This window comes from Actinomyces sp. B33, from assembly GCF_028437565.1.
Taxonomy (GTDB): Bacteria; Actinomycetota; Actinomycetes; order Actinomycetales; family Actinomycetaceae; genus Pauljensenia.
In genome coordinates, this window is sequence record NZ_JAMRYR010000001.1 from 68,745 (window position 1) to 88,289 (window position 19,545).

The window sequence follows — 19,545 nt, forward strand, 5'->3', positions numbered from 1 at the left end:
GGCCCCGGTACGGGACTGCGCATGATGCGCCGGGCTGAGGGCTGGTGGGCCCCTGAGGGCTGAGGCCCACCGTGATCCTCGCGGTCGTCGGCGCCATGCCCTCCCCGCTCAGGCGTCTGGACGAGTGGGAGGTCGACCTCCTGGGCGAGCTCCACGTGATGCCGTCCCCGCTCAGGCGTCGGACGAATCCTGTCGACACGGGAAAGCTGCCCCGGTATCGCGCGCTCCCCGCTCGCCCAGGAACGAGCCCGAGCGGGGCAGCGATCGCATGCCGTCGATCAGGCGCTCCCCGTTCGCGCGGGGACGAGCCGGTCACGCCTACAGGAGCCCCGGCGATCATCTGCGGCCCGCTGAGGAGGACGCCCGGGCATGCGCGGAGCCCCGGCGGGCCCGCTCGCGCGGGCCCGCCGGGGCTCCCCTGACTGCTCAGCTCACTCGTGGAAGGTCATGCCGAAGTCGATCGACCCGAGGGCGTCGAGGAAGTCCTCGGAGACCTCCCCGTCCTGGAAATCCAGCTCGGAGTAGTTCGAGTTCGCCAGCGCTTCCGCCGTCGGCTCGACGGTGACGCGGTTGTACCGCGCCAGGCCGGTGCCCGCCGGGATCAGCTTGCCGAGGATCACGTTCTCCTTCAGGCCCACGAGCGCATCCGACTTGCCGTTCATCGCGGCCTCGGTCAGCACCTTCGTCGTCTCCTGGAAGGACGCGGCCGACAGCCACGAATCCGTGGCCAGCGACGCCTTCGTGATGCCCATGAGCATCGGTCGGCCCGACGCCGGCTGACCGCCCTCGGCCGCCACCTGGCGGTTCTGGGACAGGTAGGCCATGCGGTCCACCAGCTCGCCCGGCATGAACGTCGTGTCGCCCGGCTCGAGGATCGTCACGCGGCGCAGCATCTGGCGCACGATGACCTCGATGTGCTTGGAGTGGATGCCCACGCCCTGATCCCGGTACACCTTCTGGACCTCGTCCACCAGCATCTTCTGGGTGACGTTGCGGCCCATGATCCGCAGGATCTCCTTCGGATCGAGCTGGCCCTCGGTCAGCGGCGTGCCCGCGTCGATGTGCTGGCCCTCGGCGACGAGGAGCTTCTGGCGCCTCGACAGCTCGATGACCAGATCCTCCTTGGCATCGTCCCGCGTGATGACGACCCGGCGCGCCGCCGGATCCTCGTCGTCGATGTGAACGCGGCCGGCGGCCTCGTTCATCTTCGCCTCGGCCTTGGGGGTGCGGGCCTCGAAGAGCTCCTGGACGCGCGGCAGACCCTGGGTGATGTCGGCCGCCGACGCGGCGCCGCCCGTGTGGAAGGTCCGCATCGTCAGCTGCGTGCCGGGCTCGCCGATCGACTGGGCGGCGATGATGCCGACGGCCTCGCCGATGTCGACCTGCTTGCCGGTAGCCAACGAACGCCCGTAGCACGCGGCGCACGTACCCACGTGGGACTCGCACGTCAGGACCGACCGGCAGGTGATCTCGGCGACCCCGGACTCGACGAGCATCGCGAGCTCGTCATCGCCCAGGTCCGAGCCCGCCGGCAGGACGACCTCGCCGGCCTCGTTGACCGCGTCGCGCGCGAGATTACGGGCGTAGGCGGTGGTGTCGATCGTGTCGACAGGCTCCCACCGGCCGTCCGCGCCCTTCTCCGCGATGGCGATTCTCACGCCCTGGCGGGTGCCGCAATCGGCCTCGCGGACGATAACGTCCTGCGACACGTCGACGAGGCGGCGCGTGAGGTAGCCGGACTCGGCGGTCCTCAGGGCCGTGTCGGCCAGGCCCTTGCGGGCGCCGTGGGTCGCGATGAAGTACTCGAGAACCGTCAGGCCCTCGCGGTAGTTCGCCTTGATCGGGCGCTCGATGAGCTTCTGCTTCGGGTCGGACACGAGGCCGCGCATACCGGCGAGCTGCTGGACCTGCGACCAGTTGCCGCGGGCCCCGGAGTTGACCATCCGGTACACGGTGTTGCGCTCCTCGAAGTTGGCGCGCATGTCCTCGGCGACCTTCTCCGTGCACTCGAGCCACAGGGAGACGAGCTCCTCGTAACGCGTGTCCTCGGAGATGAAACCGGTGTCGTACTGGTCCTGGATCTGAGCGGCCTTCTCCTCGTAGGAGGCGAGGATCTCCTCCTTGCGAGGCGACGCCTGGATGTCGGAGAACGCGATGGTGATGCCCGACCACGTCGACCAGTGGAAGCCCGACGACTTCAGGGCGTCGAGGCACTCGGCGACGAGGACGTTCGGGTAGCGCTGGGTCAGCGTGTTGACGATGTTGCCCAGCTGCTTCTTGCCGACGACCTCGTTGACGAACGGGAAGTCCACGGGCAGCTGCTCGTTGAAGATCGCCCGGCCCAAGGAGGTCTCCAGGACGACGTCGTCGCCGGCCTGCCATCCCTCGGGGGCCTGCCAGTCGAGCGGCGGGACGATCCCCTGGAAGCGGATCCGGGCGGTCGCGTTGAGATCCAGGTCCCCGTTGTCGAAGGCCATGCGCGCCTCGGCGGGCGTGGAGAACGACGGGAGCTGCGGGGCGCCCTCGGCGTCGACCGGCACCTCGACCGAGGGGTCCGGGGAGCTCGTCAGGTGGAACAGGCCGATGATCATGTCCTGCGAGGGCATGGCCACGGGGCGCCCGTCCGACGGCTTGAGGATGTTGTTCGTCGACAGCATGAGGATGCGGGCCTCGGCCTGCGCCTCGGCGCCCAGCGGCAGGTGGACCGCCATCTGGTCGCCGTCGAAATCGGCGTTGAACGCGCCGCAGGCCAGCGGGTGCAGCTGGATCGCCTTGCCCTCGATGAGCTGGGGCTCGAACGCCTGGATGCCGAGGCGGTGGAGCGTGGGGGCTCGGTTGAGGAGCACCGGGTGCTCGCGGATGACGTCGTCGAGGACGTCCCACACCTCGGGGCGCTGGCGCTCGACCTTGCGCTTGGCGGCCTTGACGTTCTGCGCGTAGTTCTTCTCCACGAGGCGCTTCATGACGAAGGGCTTGAACAGCTCGAGCGCCATCTGCTTGGGCAGGCCGCACTGATGGAGGCGCAGCTGCGGGCCGACGACGATGACCGAGCGGCCCGAGTAGTCGACGCGCTTGCCGAGCAGGTTCTGGCGGAAGCGCCCCTGCTTGCCCTTGAGCATGTCCGAGATCGACTTGAGGGGGCGGTTGCCCGGGCCCGCCACCGGACGACCGCGCCGCCCGTTGTCGAACAGGGCGTCGACCGACTCCTGGAGCATCCGCTTCTCGTTGTTGACGATGATCTCGGGGGCGCCGAGCTCCAGGAGCCTCTTGAGCCGCGTGTTGCGGTTGATGACCCGGCGGTACAGGTCGTTGAGGTCCGAGGTCGCGAAGCGCCCGCCGTCGAGCTGGACCATGGGGCGCAGGTCCGGCGGGATGACGGGGATCTTCGTCAGCACCATCGACGCCGGGGCGTTGCCCGTGGCGACGAAGGCGTTGATGACCTTGAGGCGCTTGATGGCACGGGCCTTGCGCGGGCCCGAGTCGTTGGCGATCGTCTGGCGCAGGGCCTCGACCTCGGAGGCGAGGTCGAAGGTCTCCAGGCGCTTCTGGATCGCCGAGGCGCCCATGTCCCCTTTGAAGTACGTGCCGTAGCGGGCCACCATCGACCGGTACAGGCGCTCGTTGCCCTCGAGGTCGCCGACCTTGAGGTTCTTGAAGCGGTCCCAGACCTCCTCGAGGCCGTCGATGTCGGCGTCGAAGCGCTTGCGGATCTTGGCCATCTCGCGCTCGCCGGCCTTGCGGGCCCGCTCGCGCTCGGCGGCGGTGGCGTCCTCGGACTCCATCCTCGCCAGATCCGCCTCGAGCTTCTCGGCGAAGTCGTTGATCGCCGAGTCGCGCATGTTCTCCATCTGCGACTTCTGGACCTCGAGCTCGGAGCGCAGGTCCATCAGGTCCTCCGCTCGGCCCTTCTCGTCGACCTCGGTAATCATGTAGGCCGCGAAGTAGATGACCTTCTCCAGGTCCTTCGGCGCGAGGTTGAGCACGTACCCCAGGCGCGACGGCACGCCCTTGAAGTACCAGATGTGGGTGACCGGGGCGGCCAGGTCGATGTGGCCCATCCGCTCGCGGCGGACCTTCGACCGGGTGACCTCCACGCCGCACTTCTCGCAGATGATGCCCTTGTAGCGCACCCGCTTGTACTTGCCGCAGGCGCACTCCCAGTCGCGGGTGGGGCCGAAGATCTGCTCACCGAACAGGCCGTCGCGCTCGGGCTTGAGCGTGCGGTAGTTGATGGTCTCCGGCTTCTTGACCTCACCGTGGGACCACGAGGCGATGTTCTCGCCCGTAGCCAGGGTGATCTTCAGGCTGTCGAACGTTTTGGCGTCCAGCAAAGTCTTCTCTTCCTATCAGATCGCGTCGATGGTCGCCGCGGCGTTGGGACGGGCCTCCAGGGAGATGCCCAGGTCCTCGCGCGCATTGAAGTCCTCGTCCTGGTCCCGCAGGTCGATGGCGTTGCCGGCGGCGTCGAGGGCCTCGACGTTCAGGCACAGCGAGCGCATCTCCTGGATGAGGACGCGGAAGGACTCGGGGATACCGGGCTCGGGGATGTCCTCGCCCTTGACGATCGCCTCGTACACCTTGACGCGGCCGGTCGTGTCGTCCGACTTGATGGTCAGCAGCTCCTGGAGGGCGTAGGCGGCGCCGTAGGCCTCCAACGCCCACACCTCCATCTCGCCGAAGCGCTGGCCGCCGAACTGGGCCTTACCGCCCAGCGGCTGCTGCGTGATCATCGAGTAGGGGCCCGTCGAGCGGGCGTGGATCTTGTCGTCGACCAGGTGGTGGAGCTTGAGCATGTACGTGTAGCCCACCGCGATCGGGTACGGGAAGGGCTCGCCCGAGCGGCCGTCGAAGAGACGGGCCTTGCCCTCGTCGTTCGTCAGGCGCATGCCGTCCTCGTTCGGCTTGACGCTGCGCAGCAGACCGCGCAGCTCATCGGCCTCGAGGCCGTCGAACACGGGGGTGGCGACGAGCGTCTGCGGGTCGACGACGATGCCCTCCTCGGGCAGGCGGCGGGTCCAGTCCTCTCCGGCCTCGACGGCCCCGGAGGCGTCCCACCCCTGGTGGGCGAGCCACCCGAGGTGGTACTCGAGGACCTGTCCGACGTTCATACGGCCAGGCACGCCCAGCGGGTTGAGGATGATGTCGACGGGGGTGCCGTCCTCGAGGAACGGCATGTCCTCGACGGGCAGGATCTTCGAGACCACGCCCTTGTTGCCGTGGCGCCCGGCCATCTTGTCGCCGATGGTGATCTTGCGGCGCTGGGCGACGTAGACGCGCACGGTCTGGCGCACGCCGGGGTTCAGGTCGTCCTCCTCGTCGTTGAACTCGCGCACGCCGATGACGATGCCCTCCTCGCCGTGGGGGACGCGCAGGGAGGTGTCGCGGACCTCGCGGGCCTTCTCGCCGAAGATCGCGCGCAGGAGGCGCTCCTCGCTGGTCAGCTCGGTCTCGCCCTTGGGGGTGACCTTGCCGACGAGGACGTCGCCGGCGGTGACCTCGGCGCCGATGCGGATGATGCCGCGCTCGTCGAGGTCGGCGAGGGACTCCTCGGAGACGTTGGGGATGTCCCGGGTGATCTCCTCCTCGCCGAGCTTGGTCTCGCGGGCGTCGACCTCGTACTCCTCGATGTGGATCGAGGTCAGGATGTCCTCCTCGACGACGCGGCGCGACAGGATGATCGCGTCCTCGTAGTTGAGGCCCTCCCACGACATGTAGGCGACGAGGAGGTTCTTGCCCAGGGCGACCTCTCCGTTGTCGGTGGCGGGGCCGTCGGCCAGGACGGTGCCCGCCTCGACCCGGTCGCCCTCATCGACGATGACGCGCTGATTGGTGCAGTTGCCGGGGTTCGAGCGCTCGAACTTCTCCAGGCGGTAGGTGTCGCGCCCGCCCTCATCGGTCGAGACGATGATCATGTCGGCGCTGACCTCGGAGACGACGCCCGAGTGCGCGGCGATGACCATCTCGCCGGAGTCCTCGGCGGCGCGGCGCTCCATGCCGGTGCCGACGAGCGGCGCCTGCGTGGTCAGGAGCGGGACGGCCTGGCGCTGCATGTTCGCGCCCATGAGGGCGCGGTTGGCGTCGTCGTGCTCGAGGAAGGGGATGAACGCGGCGGCCACCGACACCATCTGGCGGGCGGACACGTCCATGTAGTCGACGCGGTCGCGGGCCACGAGCGACGGGTCCTCGCCGGCGATGCGGCACAGGACATGCTCCTCGGCGAAGGAGCCGTCCTCGGCCAGGGGGGACGACGCCTGGGCGATGTAGTGCCCGAACTCGTCGTCGGCGGTCAGGTACTCGACCTCGTCGGTCACCTTGCCGTCGCGGACCTTGCGGAAGGGCGTTTCGATGAAGCCGAAGGGGTTGATGCGCGCGAAGGTGGCCAGCGAGCCGATGAGGCCGATGTTCGGGCCTTCGGGGGACTCGATGGGGCACATGCGCCCGTAGTGCGACGGGTGGACGTCGCGGACCTCCATGCCGGCGCGGTCGCGCGACAGGCCGCCGGGGCCCAGGGCCGAGAGGCGGCGCTTGTGGGTCAGGCCGGCGAGCGGGTTGTTCTGGTCCATGAACTGCGACAGCTGGGAGGTCCCGAAGAACTCCTTGATCGCGGCGACGACGGGCCGGATGTTGATGAGCGACTGCGGGGTGATCGAGTCGGCTTCCTGGGTCGTCATGCGCTCGCGGACGGTGCGCTCCATGCGGGCAAGGCCGGTGCGGACCTGAGCCTGGATGAGCTCTCCGACGGCGCGGATGCGGCGGTTGCCGAAGTGGTCGATGTCGTCGGACTCGACGCGGACCTCGACGGCCTCGCCGTTGCGCACGCCGGTGAAGGTCTTCTGGCCCTGGTGGAGGGCGAGCATGTACTTGACGGTGGCGACGATGTCCTCGAGGGACAGCGTCGAGGACTTCGGGTCCGCGTCGATGCCCAGCTTCTTGTTGATCTTGTAGCGGCCGACCTTGGCCAGGTCGTAGCGCTTGTCGTCGAAGTAGAAGTTGTTGAGGAGCATCTGGGCGGCCTCGACGTTCGCGGGCTCGCCGGGGCGGAGTTTGCGGTAGATGTCGAGGAGCGCCTCCTCCTGGGTCTGGACGGAGTCCTTCTCCAGGGTCTCGAGGAGGACCGGGTAGTCCTTGAAGGAGTCGCGGATCTCGGCGTCGGTCATGCCGATGGCCTTGAGGAAGTGGGTCACCGACTGCTTGCGCTTGCGGTCGATGCGCACGCCCACGGCGTCGCGCTTGTCGATCTCGAACTCGAGCCAGGCGCCGCGCCCGGGGATGATCTTGGCGTTGAACGTGTCCTTGTCGGTGGAGCGCTCGGAGAGGCGCTCGAAGTAGACGCCGGGCGAGCGGACGAGCTGGGAGACGACGACGCGCTCGGTGCCGTTGATGATGAAGGTCGCGCGCGGGGTCATCAGGGGGAAGTCGCCCATGAAGACGGTCTGCGACTTGATCTCGCCGGTCTCGTAGTTCATGAACTCGGCGGTGACGTACATCGGGGCCGAGTAGGTGTAGTCCTTGGTCTTGGCCTCGTCGATGGAGTACTTGGGCTTCTCGAGGCGGTGATCGCGGAATGACAGCGACATCGTGCCAGCGACGTCCTCGATCGGGGAGATCTCGTCGAAGATCTCCTCAAGCCCGGAGACGTCGGGGACGTCGGTGCGCCCATCGGCCTTGGCGGCGTCGACTCGGGTCTTCCACGCGTCGTTGCCCAGCAGCCAATCGAAGCTCTCGGCCTGCAGGCCCAGGAGGTTGGGGGCCTGGAGGGGTTCGCTGAGCTTGGCGAATGAGATGCGGTTCCTGGGCTGGTTGGCAGTGCTACTGGCAGCCAAAGGGGATCCTTCCCTGCAAATCCGTTGCGCAACGCGCCTGCGGCCCATTATCTGAAACCGTCCGCTCCCCGCTCAGCGCCTGTAACAGCGGGTGGGTACGGCTCACCTCGGGCACAATAAGACGCAAATACTCATCGTAGGCACACGAGGGCGCCCTCTCAACACGATCTCGCCTTTGTGCTGCGATTCACGGGCCCGTGGCATCGGTGGTCGCGGGCGCCTGTGCACCGGCGTGCGTCTCGGCGAGGTTTTCGCCCGTGGAGACGCAGAATCGTCGTCGAGACGCATCCTCGTGCACATCTCGCCGCACGAACAGTGCCCCAAGTCGGGCTTGAACCGACGACCGACGGATTATGAGTCCGCTGCTCTGACCGACTGAGCTATTGGGGCTCCCCCAGGGTATCGGCTGATCCGGACCGGGACCAAGACGATCCGTCGAACGGAAAGCCCCTATCGCCGCGGCGATCCGGGCTTCCTCGCGAACGGCGCCGCGCCGGCGGCTGCGGGGCACCCCCGCCGCCCGTTGGGGTGTACGCACAGGCCGGGCCCGCCGTTGCGAACGGGCGCCTCCTCGCGCCCTGCGCAAGCACGACCGGACTGGAAACGGAAAACCCCGCGCCGGATGACCGGACGCGGGGATGAGCCTTTTGCGGTGGAGCTAGGGGGATTCGAACCCCCGACCTTCTCATTGCGAACGAGACGCGCTACCAACTGCGCCATAGCCCCAAGGACGCGACCATTCTAATCCAGACGCCCCTGCTTGTGAAATCGACGAGCATGCAGAGCGCCGCCGCGCTCACTGGGCGCGCCGGGCCTCCAAGACGGCGTCGAGGTCGAGGGCCACGGGGGAGGAGGCGACGACCTCGTCGGTCGAGCGAGCGCCGGGGGCGCCGGTGGCCGCGACTGGGCGCCCGGGGACCCTCGCCTCCACCTTGGGGATGCCGCGCAGATCCGTGTCCGGGTGGATCATCCTCCCGGAGACCCTCCCGCGCATCGCGTACGTGGGGGCGGGGATGGGGGCGACGGACCACGTGCGGCGCTCGACGGGCGCGGGGGCGTCCGCGAGGTCCGGGGAATCCTCGCGCTCGAGGGGCTGCGCGACCTCCTCGACAGCGCCCTCCGACGCCTCCTCCGCGGGGGAGGACACCGGATCGGCAGCGGCGGAGGGGCGGTCCTGGGACCGGTCGCCGCCGGTCGACGCCTCGACGACGATCGGGCGGGCGGCGGGACGGGGCGCCCCGTCTCGGAGTTCGCGCAGGAGGTCGAGCTCGGCGGCACCGACCGCCCGCGAGCGGCGCGCCGCCAGGCGGGAGGCGACGAGCTCGGCGCCCAGGAGGGCGACGGGGACGAGGACCCACGGCCACGTGAGGGGGGTCATAGCGGCGACGACCCCGATGACGAGGACGGCGACGGCGAGGGCGGCGCAGACGGCCATGCGGCGGCGGCCCGCCGCGGCCTCGGCGGAGATCCGAGCGGCTCGACGGGCCCGGAGGTTGGCGATCTCGCGCACCCGGGGCGTCACGGGCCGTGCGGCGCGGGTCCGGGAGGTGGCGGCCGTGTCCATATCGTCTCCAGTCTCGATGGCGATCCGCCGGGAGTGCGGGAGCAGGGCGGTGGTCGCCTGTTCGCACTGCACTGCGGTGTCGCGCGGGGGGTGGAGGAGCCGCATCCGCGGGGAGAAGCGGTCGATCTCCCGCGACTGCGTGATCGCCGTCCGACGGGCGACCATCTGGGGGAGCGCCGACAGCGCCGCGATGACGGCGATGATGACGATGAGCCCCCCGAGTTCCACCTCCTCACGCTACGGCCCGCCGCCCCGACGCGGGCCCCCCGTCGGGCGTGTGTCGGAGGTCGGATCGGCGAGGCCCCCGCATCATCACCACAGCCATCACATTCGCCACACCAGCCACACGTTCGGGCCTGCGGCTCAGAGCATCGAGGATTATTCGTCGACCCCCCGGCCCCACCCGGCGACGACGTATCCCCCGGGAGGGACCGACTCGGCATCCGCGACGAACACCACGTGATCGGCCCACCGCCCGGCGATGTTCATGTACCGCTCCCGCAGCCCCTCCTCGCGCAGGCCCAGGCGCCGGCACACCGCCAGCGATCGGTCGTTCTCGGGGCGCACGCAGATCTCCACGCGATGCAGCTCCAGATCGCCGAGGGCCATGTCGAGGGCCACGGCCGTCACCAGGGGCCCCACTCCCCGGCCGGCCCACTCCCCGGCGATCCAGTAGCCGATCATCGCCTGCGACATCGCCCCCCCGTGGACGTTGGCGATCGACACCTGCCCGATCGCCCGCCCATCCGCCTCGACGACGAGGAAGAGCGCCTCACCCCGTCGCTGCTGGCCGTCGGCCCGGCGACGATACTCCCCCAGACCCGGGAGGATCTCCGTCGACCCCGCCGGCAGCGTCGCCTCCCACGGGGAGAGCCACTCGGAGTTCGCCCGTCGGACCTCGTCGATCCGGGCGTGATCGCGGCCGAACGCCGGGCGCACCACGAGCCTGCGCGGATCCTCCCCCCCGGGCGACGAGCGGATCATCCCACGGCCGACCGGGTCGTCGACGACGACCGTCAGATCCAGGACCGGCCGCCCCCACGCCCTGTGGGGGAACCCGATCATTCGAGGACGAGGCACTGAAGGAGGTCCCCCGCGCGCACGTTCGTCGTCTCCTCGGGCACGACCGCGAGCGCATTGGAGTCCGCCAGCGCCGACAGCAGCAGCGAGGCAGGCGCCCCCATGACGCGCGCCTGATACCCGGCCTTCGGGTCGCCGACGAGGCGGACGCGGACGAACTCCCGGCGCCCCCTGGGCGAGTACCACGAGCGGTCCACGGCGGCGCGCACGCTCGGACGGGTCAGCACCGTCCACCCCTGCATGTGGCGCAGCGCCGGCCGGACGAACACCTCGAAGCACACCTGGGCGGAGACCGGGTCCCCCGGCAGGCAGAAGATCGGGATGCCCCCGCGCCCCTGCTCGTCGGCGCCGACCGATCCGACGCCGAGGATGTGTCCCGGCCAGGCGGCGACGTTGTCGAAGCGGACGGTGCCCAGGGCGCCGAGGACCTCGCGCACTGTGTCGCCCGAGCCGTAGGAGATGCCCCCGGTCGTCAAGATGAGGTCGGCGCGCACGAGCTGGTCCTCGATGGTCTCGCGCAGCGCGTGGCGCTCGTCGGGGACGGCGGCGACGCGGAAGGTCTGCGCACCCGCGTCGGCGATCGCCGTCGACAGGGCGTGCCCGTTGGCGTCGAAGACCGTGCCGGGGCGCGCCGGGCGCCCCGGTTCGACGATCTCGTCGCCGATCGACAAGATGACGACCCGCGGACGCGGGTGGACGAGGACGCGCGAACGCCCGACCCCCGCCAGGAGCGCGACCTGGCGCGCGCCGACGCGGGTCCCGGCCCGCAGGACGACGTCGCCCTCGGCCACGTCCTCCGCGCGCCGCCGGATGTTCTCCCCGATGGCCGGCTGGGTGCGCACCCGCACCCTGGCCAGGCCGTGGTCGGTGAAGTCGAGGGCGATGACGGCGTCGGCCGCGGACGGCAGGGGCGCACCCGAGGCGATGCGGATCGCCGTGCCGGGGACGAGGGCCGCCGGGTTGACGTCCCCGGCGCGGATCTCGTCGGTGACGGCCAACTCCACCTGGGCGTCCGGGCGGGCGCCCGCGAGGTCCTCGGCGCGCACCGCGTACCCGTCGCAGGCCGCCAGGTCGGCGACCGGCAGGTCGAAGGGCGCCTCGACGTCCTCGGCGAGGACGCAGGAGACGGCGTCGGCGAGCTGGACCTCGAGGGGGGGCTGCTGGGCGACGGCGGCGAGGCAATCCTGGTAGAACTCGGCGACCGAGCGCATGTCGGTCCCCTCAGTCCTGAAGCTCGGCGCGCAGGTAGTCGCGCAGCGCCGGGCCGAGCCTCGGGTCGGCCAGGGCGAGCGACACGTTGGCCTCGAGGTAGCCGAGCTTGTCGCCGGTGTCGAAGCGCCTCTCGTTGACGACGACCCCGTAGAGGCCGCCGCCGTCGGCGGGGTCGCGGTCGATCATCCGGGCGTAGCCGTCGGTGAGCTGGTACTCGCCGCCGGCGCCCGGCTCGATCTGCTCGAGGGCCTCGAAGACCGCCGGGTCGAGGAGGTAACGGCCGATGACGGCGTACTCGGACTTGACCTGGTCGATCGGGGGCTTCTCGACGACGTCGGTGATCCGCACGAGCTCGCCGTCCTCCAGGTCGACGCCCTCGGGGATGTCGAGGAACTCGACGGAGGTGGAGGCGTAGGCGGTGGCCTGCTCGGGCGTGACCTTGAGGAGGGCGACGACGGACCCGCCGAGGGCTCGACGGACCTGGATCATCTTCGACACGAGCCGGGAGCCCGGTTCCATGAGGTCGTCGGGGAGCATGACGACGAAGGGGGCGTCGCCGACGTGGCGCTTGGCTTGGAGGATCGCGTGCCCCAGGCCCAAGGGCTTGCCCTGGCGGACGGAGTGGACGCGGGCGTACCCCAGGTACTCGCGGATCGTCTCCAGGGCCCCGGTCTTGCCGGCCCGTTCGAGTTCCGCCTCGAGGTCTCCCTCGGCGTCGAAGTAGTCCTCGATGGAGGTCTTGCCGGCGCGGGTGACGAACAGGACGTCCTCGATGCCGGCGTCGGTGGCCTCGCGGACGATGTACTCGATCGACGGGCGGTCGACGATGGGGAGCATCTCCTTGGGGATGGATTTGGTGATCGGCAGGAAGCGGGTGCCGCGTCCGGCGGAGGGGACGACTGCGTGGACGACGGGATCGGGTGTGTCTGTCATGATGGCCACATTAGTGCAGGGGTTCGGGGAGGGCGCAGATGGGCGGGGGCAAGGCGGGAATCCGCGAGGGGATCCGGCTGTCGAGGGCGGCCAGGCGCGGCGGGGGCGGGGCCGACGCGGCGGAGGCGCTGGGCCTTGTCGAGTCGTGGCGCGAGGCGCTCGCCCTCCTCGGGGTCGACGGGGCGAGGCCGGCGCTGTTCGTCCCGACCCGCACGGAACCGGACGTCCGCGCCGTCATCGGCTTGTACGAGGAGTGCCTCCTGCCGATCCTGGCCGACGGGGGGCGCCGGCTCGACGGGCCCGCGTGGGGGGTTCATCGGCGAGGGGGCGCGCTCGTGCGCGCGGCGGGGGCCGCGGCGCGGCAGCCGTCCTCGCCGATCCTGGGGCCCGAGGCGCTGGGGGGCGCCGACGCCGTTCTCGTCGCCGCCCTGGGGGTCGACGCCTCGGGGACGCGCATCGGCCAGGGGGGCGGCTGGTACGACCGGGCGCTCGTCCATCGTCGGCCGGGGGCGCCGGTGATCGCCGCGGTCTTCGACGACGAGGTGCTCGGCGAGGGGGAGCTGCCGTCGTGCGCCCACGACATCCGCGTCGACGCGGCGATCACGCCGACGCGGGCCCTCCTCCTGGACCGGTAGCGCCCGGGTCCGTTCAGCGGGGCGGGGCGGTCGCGCGCAACCGGGGCGCCCGGGAGTCCGGGTGTCCGGGAGCCCCGCGGTCCGCGGCACGGGCCCTCGCTCCCGTCGTCGCATGACGGATCCACGCATCCGCAGTGGCCGTGCTCATCCGCGGCCCATGGGCGATCTTCGCGGCAAACACCGGAGACAGCGGCGGCGGATCCGCGGCCGATGCCCGCCATCATCGTCGTCCGCGCCGAAGGGGTCCGGCGATCGTGCTCGCGCGAGCGCTGGACCCGGGGCGCCCGCGAGCGGCGGGCCCGTCCCTCCCTCCACAGGCGGCGACGGGATCGCCCCGTCCACAGGTCCCCCGCCGCCCCCTGGTCAGGCTCCTCCCCATCGGCTCATCCTCGTGCCATGGAACGACTGACCCGCCGCCCCGTCCTGCGCATCGTGCTCACCTCCCTGGCCCTCGCCGGCGTCGTCGCCGGCTCTCTCCTCGCGATGCGCGCCGCCGAGCCGGGCCGCGACGTCCTCGTCGCCGCCCGCGACCTCACCACGGGAGACGCCCTGGCCCCCGCGGACGTGCGCATCGTCCGCGTCCCCGAGGAGGCGGCGGCGTCGGACGCGCTGAACGGTCAGGACCGCCTCCCGCAGTCGTGGAGGTCCCTGCCCGTGGCCTCCGGGACGATCCTCACCGAGTCCCTCGTCGCCGGATCCGTCGATTCACGGGCCCTCGGCCCGCATGAGGCGAGGATCTCACTGGTTGTCGAGGAAGCCCGTGTCCCGCGGCTCGAGGCGGGAGACACGGTCGACGTGTGGTCGATCCCCGGCGAATGTGACGAACGCGGCTGCTCCTCGTCTTTATTGGCCGGCGGCGTCCGCATAGTCTCGATCTTGAAGGAGGAGGGGCCGCACTGGCAGTCCTCCCCGCTCCTGCGGATCGATGTGATCGTCGACGAGCGGGACTCATCAGCGGTCCTGGGCCATTCCGGGGCCGAGAACCTGAGCCTGGCTCTCCGCACCAGCCGCTGAGCACGGGAAGACGCACGGGCTCCCAACACAGGAGACACCCCTCATGATCCAGGGCTTCAAGGACTTCATCTCCCGGGGCAACGCCATCGACCTGGCCGTCGGCATGGTCATCGGCGCCGCCTTCACCGCCGTCGTCACCGCCCTCGTCGAGCAGGTCATCAACCCGCTCATCGGCGGCCTCATCGGCAAGCCGAACTTCGACAGCTTCCTCGAGTTCTCCCTCGGCGACGCCGTCGTCCAGCCGGGCGCGGTCCTCACCGCCCTCGTCAACTTCCTCCTCGTCGCCCTCGCGCTCTACCTGTTCATCGTCATGCCGATGAACAAGATGGCCGAGCGCAGGGCCGCCGCCTCCCCCGCCGAGGAGGAGCCCGTGGCCCTGTCCGATGAGGCCCAGCTGCTCGTCGAGATCCGCGACGCCCTCGTCGCCCGCACCCCCCTCGACTGATACCCGCCCGAGGCGAACGGGTCCTGCGCATGAGCGCAGGACCCGTTCCGTCTTTCGGCACGCCCCTCGACGGGGTCTAGGAGCGCCGCCCCGCCCCCCGGCTTCGACGCGAGACCAGCCGCCATACGGGAGTCCCCTCCCCCGGGCCATCGGGGACCCGGCCGATCCCGGCCACCTCCCCGGGCGCCGCCGCGAGACGAGGGGCCGCCTTCGAGAGCCGATGAGATCCCGCCTCCCCCTCCCCCGGGCGAGACGGGCTCGACGCCGACGTCACGCCCGGGGCTGGGCATGAGGGGGCACGTTCTCCACGAGCCTCCGGTCGTTCGCCCCGTCCCCCCGGTCGGGCGAGTCAGCCATAGCGCCGGGCCTGCGATCCCCGGGGCCAACCCGGTCCTCCCACGACGGGGCGATCCCCCGCTCGATGAGCCGACGATCGACCTCGGACACGTGGACGGCGATCCTCCTGCGACGCGACCGCCCCTCGTCCGTCATCCCCGCCCCCGCTCGGCCTGCCGGCGGATGCGCCGCACGACATTGCCGAGGACCGCGTCGGATTGGAAGCCCCGCCGGGTGATCCCCAGGGCGAGGCGCAGCTCCTCAACGGCCTCCTCGTCGGTGCGCTCGACTCCGTCGGAGCTCACCCAGGCGGCCATCTCGTCGAGCTGGTCGTCGGAGTACGCCGCCAGCGGGAGCCCGCGGGCGATCGACGGGCGGGGGCCGCGATCGGGGGCCGCGTCCTGCTCGGCGGGGCCTCCCGTCGCCATCTCGTCCGAGCGCGCATCCGAGCGCTCCCGCGCCAGGCTCGTCTCGGCGACGATCCCGTCGAGACGCTCATCGACCGACGGGCCCGCCCCGGCCTCCTCGTCGAGGACCGCATCGATCTCGTCGGTGGCCTCCCGGGGGATCTCGACGACGGGGGCGCCCGCCCCGGTGAACTCGTCGACCGCGTCGAGGACGAGCTGAACGATGGCGTCGGCCTCCTTGGCCGGATCGATGAAGACCGCCATCGACAGGGCCGTGTGGACCTTCCACCCCTGGGCCTGAAGCATCGCCGGCCACATCCGGTCGCGCACGCGCAGGGACGGCTCGCGCACATACGCCTCGTCATCCGTCAGGACCGCCACGAGGAGCCTCCCGGGGACCTCCGGGTGCCCGATGGCCAGGGGGATCCTCATGCCGCCGGGCACGCCGACGTTCGGAACGACCTCGAGCCCCATCCCGTAGAGGCGGTCGGCCAGGTCAACGAGGAGCCGATCCGGCTCCTCTTCGAGGACCGGCCACTGCTCCCCCGTCCGGCCCGACTGCCCCTCGGCGACTTCGAGCAGATCGATGAGGATCCGCGGGCCGTCCGTCGTCAGCCGCGACCGGTCGAGGTCGCCGGGCCGCAGCGACGACACGACCGTCAGATCGCCGCGCACCGCCTTGAGGACGTCGCCCATGAGGGCTCCGCCATGCTCGCCCGACAGCTCGCCGAAGTCGTGGATGACCCTCCCATGGGGGGTCTTGGCGAATCCGACGCAGATCATCGCCCGGTCGTGGGACAGGCCCTTGGCGCCCGCCGGACCGACGACCGCGAAGGGCTCGGCGCGAGTCGGATCGAAGAACCCCGCCAGCCCCGGCTCGGCGGCGCGCAGGCGCGAGACCGCCTGGCGGATCCGCTCAGCGTGACGCTCGTTGAGGGCGATGACGGCCAGGGACCGATCGGGCTGCTCGACGGCGTGCTCGACGACGAGATCGATGACCGCGTCGACCTCGACGGCTGTCGATTCCACTGCCGAGGCGCCCAGGGCCGGCATCCCGGACCCGTCGCACCACACGGCGGTCACCGGGGCGTCGGTCGCGGTCCACGGCACGGGGACCCCCGTGTGGTCGATCCCGTGGCGCGCGAGGATCAGGGCCACCTGGTCGTTGAGCCGCGCCGGAGAGACATCCATCCGCAGGGAGGGCAGGACGGATGCGAGGGCCCGGGCTGGCCCGTCCGGCCGGGCCGCCGCGAGATCGGAGAGGAGGACGACCTGGCGGGCGCGGGCGACGATCGGAACCAGCTCGGCCAGGGGGAGGGCGTCGACGTCGTCGAGGACGAGCAGGTCGACCCGGTGCCCCTCCGGCACGAGGGCGGGCACGAGGGTCGGCACCGTCAGGGCGACGGGGACGAGGTGGCGCACGAGGGGGAAGCGTTCGAGGAGGTCGAGATCGGCGGGGTCCGCGTCGAGGGCGGCGGCGAGGTCGGCGTGCTGCTCGGGGCGGGTCGCCAGCGCCTGGAGGCGCAGCCGACGCAGTTGCCCGATGGCCTGCGGGGCGAGGGACTCGACCTGCTCGAGGTCACGGGCGCGGCCGACGGCCAGCGACGCCTCCAGGCGCGCCGGATCGATCCCGCCCAGGCGCGAATCGCCGGCGAGCATGAGGCCCAGGAGGGAGGCCCACCAGGCCAGATCCAGCTCCGCGTCGATGAGGCCCTCGTCGACGTGGCGCTCGCGCAGGTCCTGGACCAGGGGGTCCAGCCCGATCGCGGCGAGGTCCTTGAGGACGGCGACCCTGCGGGGCAGCTCGCGTGCGCCCTCCTGGTCGGCGTCGAGCCGTTCGAGGAGCCCCGCGAGATCCGCCACCGGCATCCGGTCGAGGTGGGGGTGTGCGGTGGAGAACATCGGGGCCAGGCGCTCGAGGTCCTCGCGGACGTCGGCGGTCAGCTGCTCGGCCTCGTCGAGGCGCTGGGGCAGCGTCGGCCACCCGTCGTCCTCGGCGACGGCCCGCCACGCGTCGCGCCGCTCCTGCACGAGCAGGAGCATCCGGTGGAGGTTCTCGACGTGGACCCCGGGGCGGACGAGGTCCTCGGCCTGACGGGTCAGCCGGATGCGCTCGGCGCGCTTCATCGTGATCCCGTGGGCGCGGCGCCAGTCCTTCGAGGCGGTGGCGATGACCATGTCGGCGGCGGAGCGCTCGAAGACCCGGGCGTGGAAGACGTCGAGGACGTCCCGCACCCCGTCGAACATCCTCAGCTGCTCCTCCCATTCGACGAGGCTGGTCGCCGGGGCGATGCCGGCCTCCCCGGCGACGGCGCTCATCCGCAGGCGCAGCTCGGGCAGGGTCCGGGTCGACAAGCGGGTGATCCGCGTCAGGGCGTCGGAGACCTGCTCGCGGGCGTTGATGACGATCCCCCTCCACGCGGCGTGGGCGGTGGAGCGGCTGAAGATCCCGAGCCGGCAGGCGCGGTGGAGGAGGTCGCGCGCCGCCTCTCCCCGATCGTGGCCGATTGCGTAGAGGACCTCCTCGGGGAGGCGGACGCGGGTGGCGGGGGCGGGGTGCCCGCTCGTCAGGTCGGTGAGGACCTGGAGGGTGTCGAACGCGGAGACGCCGAACGCCCCGAAGGGCTGGTGGAGGGACGTCGTGTAGGACGCGAGGACCTGACGGGCGGACTTCAGGTCGGCGCGCATCTCGTCGACCTCGTGCTGGTCGGCGACCGGGGTCGTGTCGCTCATCGCGGCCCGGACCTTGGGCGCGAGGGCGCGCCCTGCGCGGGAGGCCCCGTCGAGGCGGATCGTCATCTCGTCGAGGCCGAGGTCGCGCAGGCGCTCCTCGGCGCGCGCGGTGCGCGAGGGGGATCCGCCGATGTGGACGACGGAGCGGCCGGAGGCGCCCGCATCGGCAAGGATCGCGGCGACGACGGCGGTGTCGTCGGCGCCGTCCGGGACGTCGACGACGAGGCTGCGGCCCTGGGAGACGGCCTCGACGACGTCCTGCTGCCGCGGGGTGAGGTCGCCGACACCGCGTTCGCGCCACGGATCGCGGTCCCCGGGGTCGGGGGTCGGCAGGGGGGCGCGGGTCTGCGCCGCCGCGTCGGGGTCTCCGGCAAGGGCTCGCACGAGGATCGACGAGGCGAGTGTCGGGGCCGCGTCGAGTTCGCGCAGGAGCCCGGAGGCGGGGTGCTCGAAGATCCCCAGGACGAGTTCGTCGCGCAGCTCGAACCGGTCGAGGACGGCGCCGGCGAGCCGCAGGTCCGCGAGGGCGCGGGAGGCGGAGAAGCCGTGGGCGGTCGTCGCCCGGGCGACGACCTCGCCGGGGTTGATGTCCATGCCCCCGTTCCTCAGGGCGCTGCGGAGCACGGGGTCGAGCCCCGTGCCGGGCAGGAGCGTGATGACGACGTCGTCCCCCTGCTCGGCGAGGGCCACGGGGCGCAGGATCGCGGCCGAGAAGACGGGACCGTCGGGGGTCTCCCATCTGGCCTGCCCGATGGACAAGTGGATCGTGCCGACGCCGTGGCGCGCGGCGAGGTCCTCGGACCGGGCGATGATCTGGCGCGCGCGCTCGAGGGCGCGCCGGTGGGAGGCGGCTTCTCGCACGAGGAGCGCCAGGCGCGTCGGGTGCTCGGTGTAGAGCTGGGCGAGGCCGCCGGGGTGGGCCTGCCCGATGGTCAGGCGGGGCGCCTCCTCGCCGTCGGTCTCGGTGAGGAGGAGGAGTTCCCGGCGCCACCTGGCGACGGCCTCGTCGAGGCGGGCCGTGACCTGATCGGGGTCGGCCTGCTGGTCGCGGTCGCGGGGCCCCTCGTCCGAGGAGGAGTGCCGGGTGAAGAAACTGGAAGCCACGCCCTCACGGTAGTGGGGAGTACCGCCGGCGGCGCGGCGGCCTCGCCGGGGACGCGGCGATTGGACCGCCGTGCGGCTGCGCGTGCCCCCGAGACGATTCGAACGTCCGACACCCGCTTTAGGGTGGGCAGTTCGAGCATCCCGCCGCTCAGAGCCGCATTTCCCCTTGATTCTACAGGTTTCTCGGGAGCTTAACGTTGCTGAGTATTGTCGGATATTGCTCGATGTTGCCTTCAAAGAGGGTAGATAAGAGAGTAGA

The 19,545-nt window shown here is 71.2% G+C and carries 11 protein-coding genes and 2 tRNA genes; 3 read left to right on the forward strand and 10 right to left on the reverse strand.

All coding sequences use genetic code 11. From position 1 onward, the window contains the following. Nucleotides 1-431: 431 nt before the first annotated feature. The 8 genes from M3T53_RS00330 to M3T53_RS00365 all read right to left on the reverse strand — a co-directional run bounded on the left by M3T53_RS00330 (nt 432) and on the right by M3T53_RS00365 (nt 12,612). Nucleotides 432-4,331: a DNA-directed RNA polymerase subunit beta' gene (locus M3T53_RS00330; RefSeq protein ID WP_272432434.1), complete on the reverse strand. Its 3,900-nt coding sequence runs from the start codon at nt 4,329-4,331 to the stop codon at nt 432-434. A 15-nt stretch (nt 4,332-4,346) separates the two neighbouring features. Further along, nucleotides 4,347-7,823 (reverse strand): DNA-directed RNA polymerase subunit beta, encoded by a 3,477-nt coding sequence (rpoB, locus tag M3T53_RS00335; RefSeq protein ID WP_272432436.1) that lies wholly within the window; start codon nt 7,821-7,823, stop codon nt 4,347-4,349. Nucleotides 7,824-8,139: 316 nt separating this feature from the next. After that, nucleotides 8,140-8,213: transfer RNA gene (locus tag M3T53_RS00340), tRNA-Ile, on the reverse strand. Nucleotides 8,214-8,476: 263 nt separating this feature from the next. Continuing rightward, nucleotides 8,477-8,549, reverse strand: a tRNA-Ala gene (locus M3T53_RS00345). Between the two features lie 70 nt (nt 8,550-8,619). Continuing rightward, nucleotides 8,620-9,615: a hypothetical protein gene (locus M3T53_RS00350; RefSeq protein WP_272432437.1), complete on the reverse strand. Its 996-nt coding sequence runs from the start codon at nt 9,613-9,615 to the stop codon at nt 8,620-8,622. A gap of 150 nt (nt 9,616-9,765) precedes the next feature. Beyond that, nucleotides 9,766-10,452 (reverse strand): GNAT family N-acetyltransferase, encoded by a 687-nt coding sequence (locus tag M3T53_RS00355; RefSeq protein ID WP_272432438.1) that lies wholly within the window; start codon nt 10,450-10,452, stop codon nt 9,766-9,768. Then, nucleotides 10,449-11,678: a molybdopterin molybdotransferase MoeA gene (locus M3T53_RS00360; protein ID WP_272432439.1), complete on the reverse strand. Its 1,230-nt coding sequence runs from the start codon at nt 11,676-11,678 to the stop codon at nt 10,449-10,451. Before M3T53_RS00360 ends, M3T53_RS00355 begins: the two co-directional genes overlap by 4 nt. Before the next feature lie 10 nt (nt 11,679-11,688). After that, nucleotides 11,689-12,612, reverse strand: a complete 924-nt coding sequence (locus M3T53_RS00365) for a UTP--glucose-1-phosphate uridylyltransferase (protein ID WP_272432440.1) — start codon at nt 12,610-12,612, stop codon at nt 11,689-11,691. 38 nt (nt 12,613-12,650) lie between these two features. Here M3T53_RS00365 and M3T53_RS00370 point away from each other — a divergent pair, with 38 nt between their 5' ends. The 3 genes from M3T53_RS00370 (at nt 12,651) to mscL (ending at nt 14,706) form a co-directional block, all read left to right on the forward strand. After that, on the forward strand, nt 12,651-13,247 hold the full coding sequence (locus M3T53_RS00370) for a 5-formyltetrahydrofolate cyclo-ligase (RefSeq protein ID WP_272432441.1): 597 nt from the start codon (nt 12,651-12,653) through the stop codon (nt 13,245-13,247). Between the two features lie 396 nt (nt 13,248-13,643). Further along, nucleotides 13,644-14,261 carry an SAF domain-containing protein gene (locus M3T53_RS00375; RefSeq protein WP_272432442.1) on the forward strand — a complete coding sequence of 206 codons (618 nt, stop codon included), beginning with the start codon at nt 13,644-13,646 and terminating at the stop codon, nt 14,259-14,261. Nucleotides 14,262-14,304: 43 nt separating this feature from the next. Then, entirely contained in the window at nt 14,305-14,706 is a 402-nt protein-coding gene (mscL, locus tag M3T53_RS00380) for a large conductance mechanosensitive channel protein MscL (protein WP_272432443.1), read from the forward strand. Between the two features lie 270 nt (nt 14,707-14,976). Here the strand turns inward: mscL and M3T53_RS00385 are convergent, their stop codons facing one another. Next, nucleotides 14,977-15,198: a toxin gene (locus M3T53_RS00385; protein WP_272432444.1), complete on the reverse strand. Its 222-nt coding sequence runs from the start codon at nt 15,196-15,198 to the stop codon at nt 14,977-14,979. Then, a complete protein-coding gene (locus tag M3T53_RS00390) occupies nt 15,195-19,286 on the reverse strand; it encodes a prevent-host-death family protein (RefSeq protein WP_272432445.1) in 4,092 nt (1,363 codons plus the stop codon). Before M3T53_RS00390 ends, M3T53_RS00385 begins: the two co-directional genes overlap by 4 nt. Between the last annotated feature and the right edge of the window lie 259 nt (nt 19,287-19,545).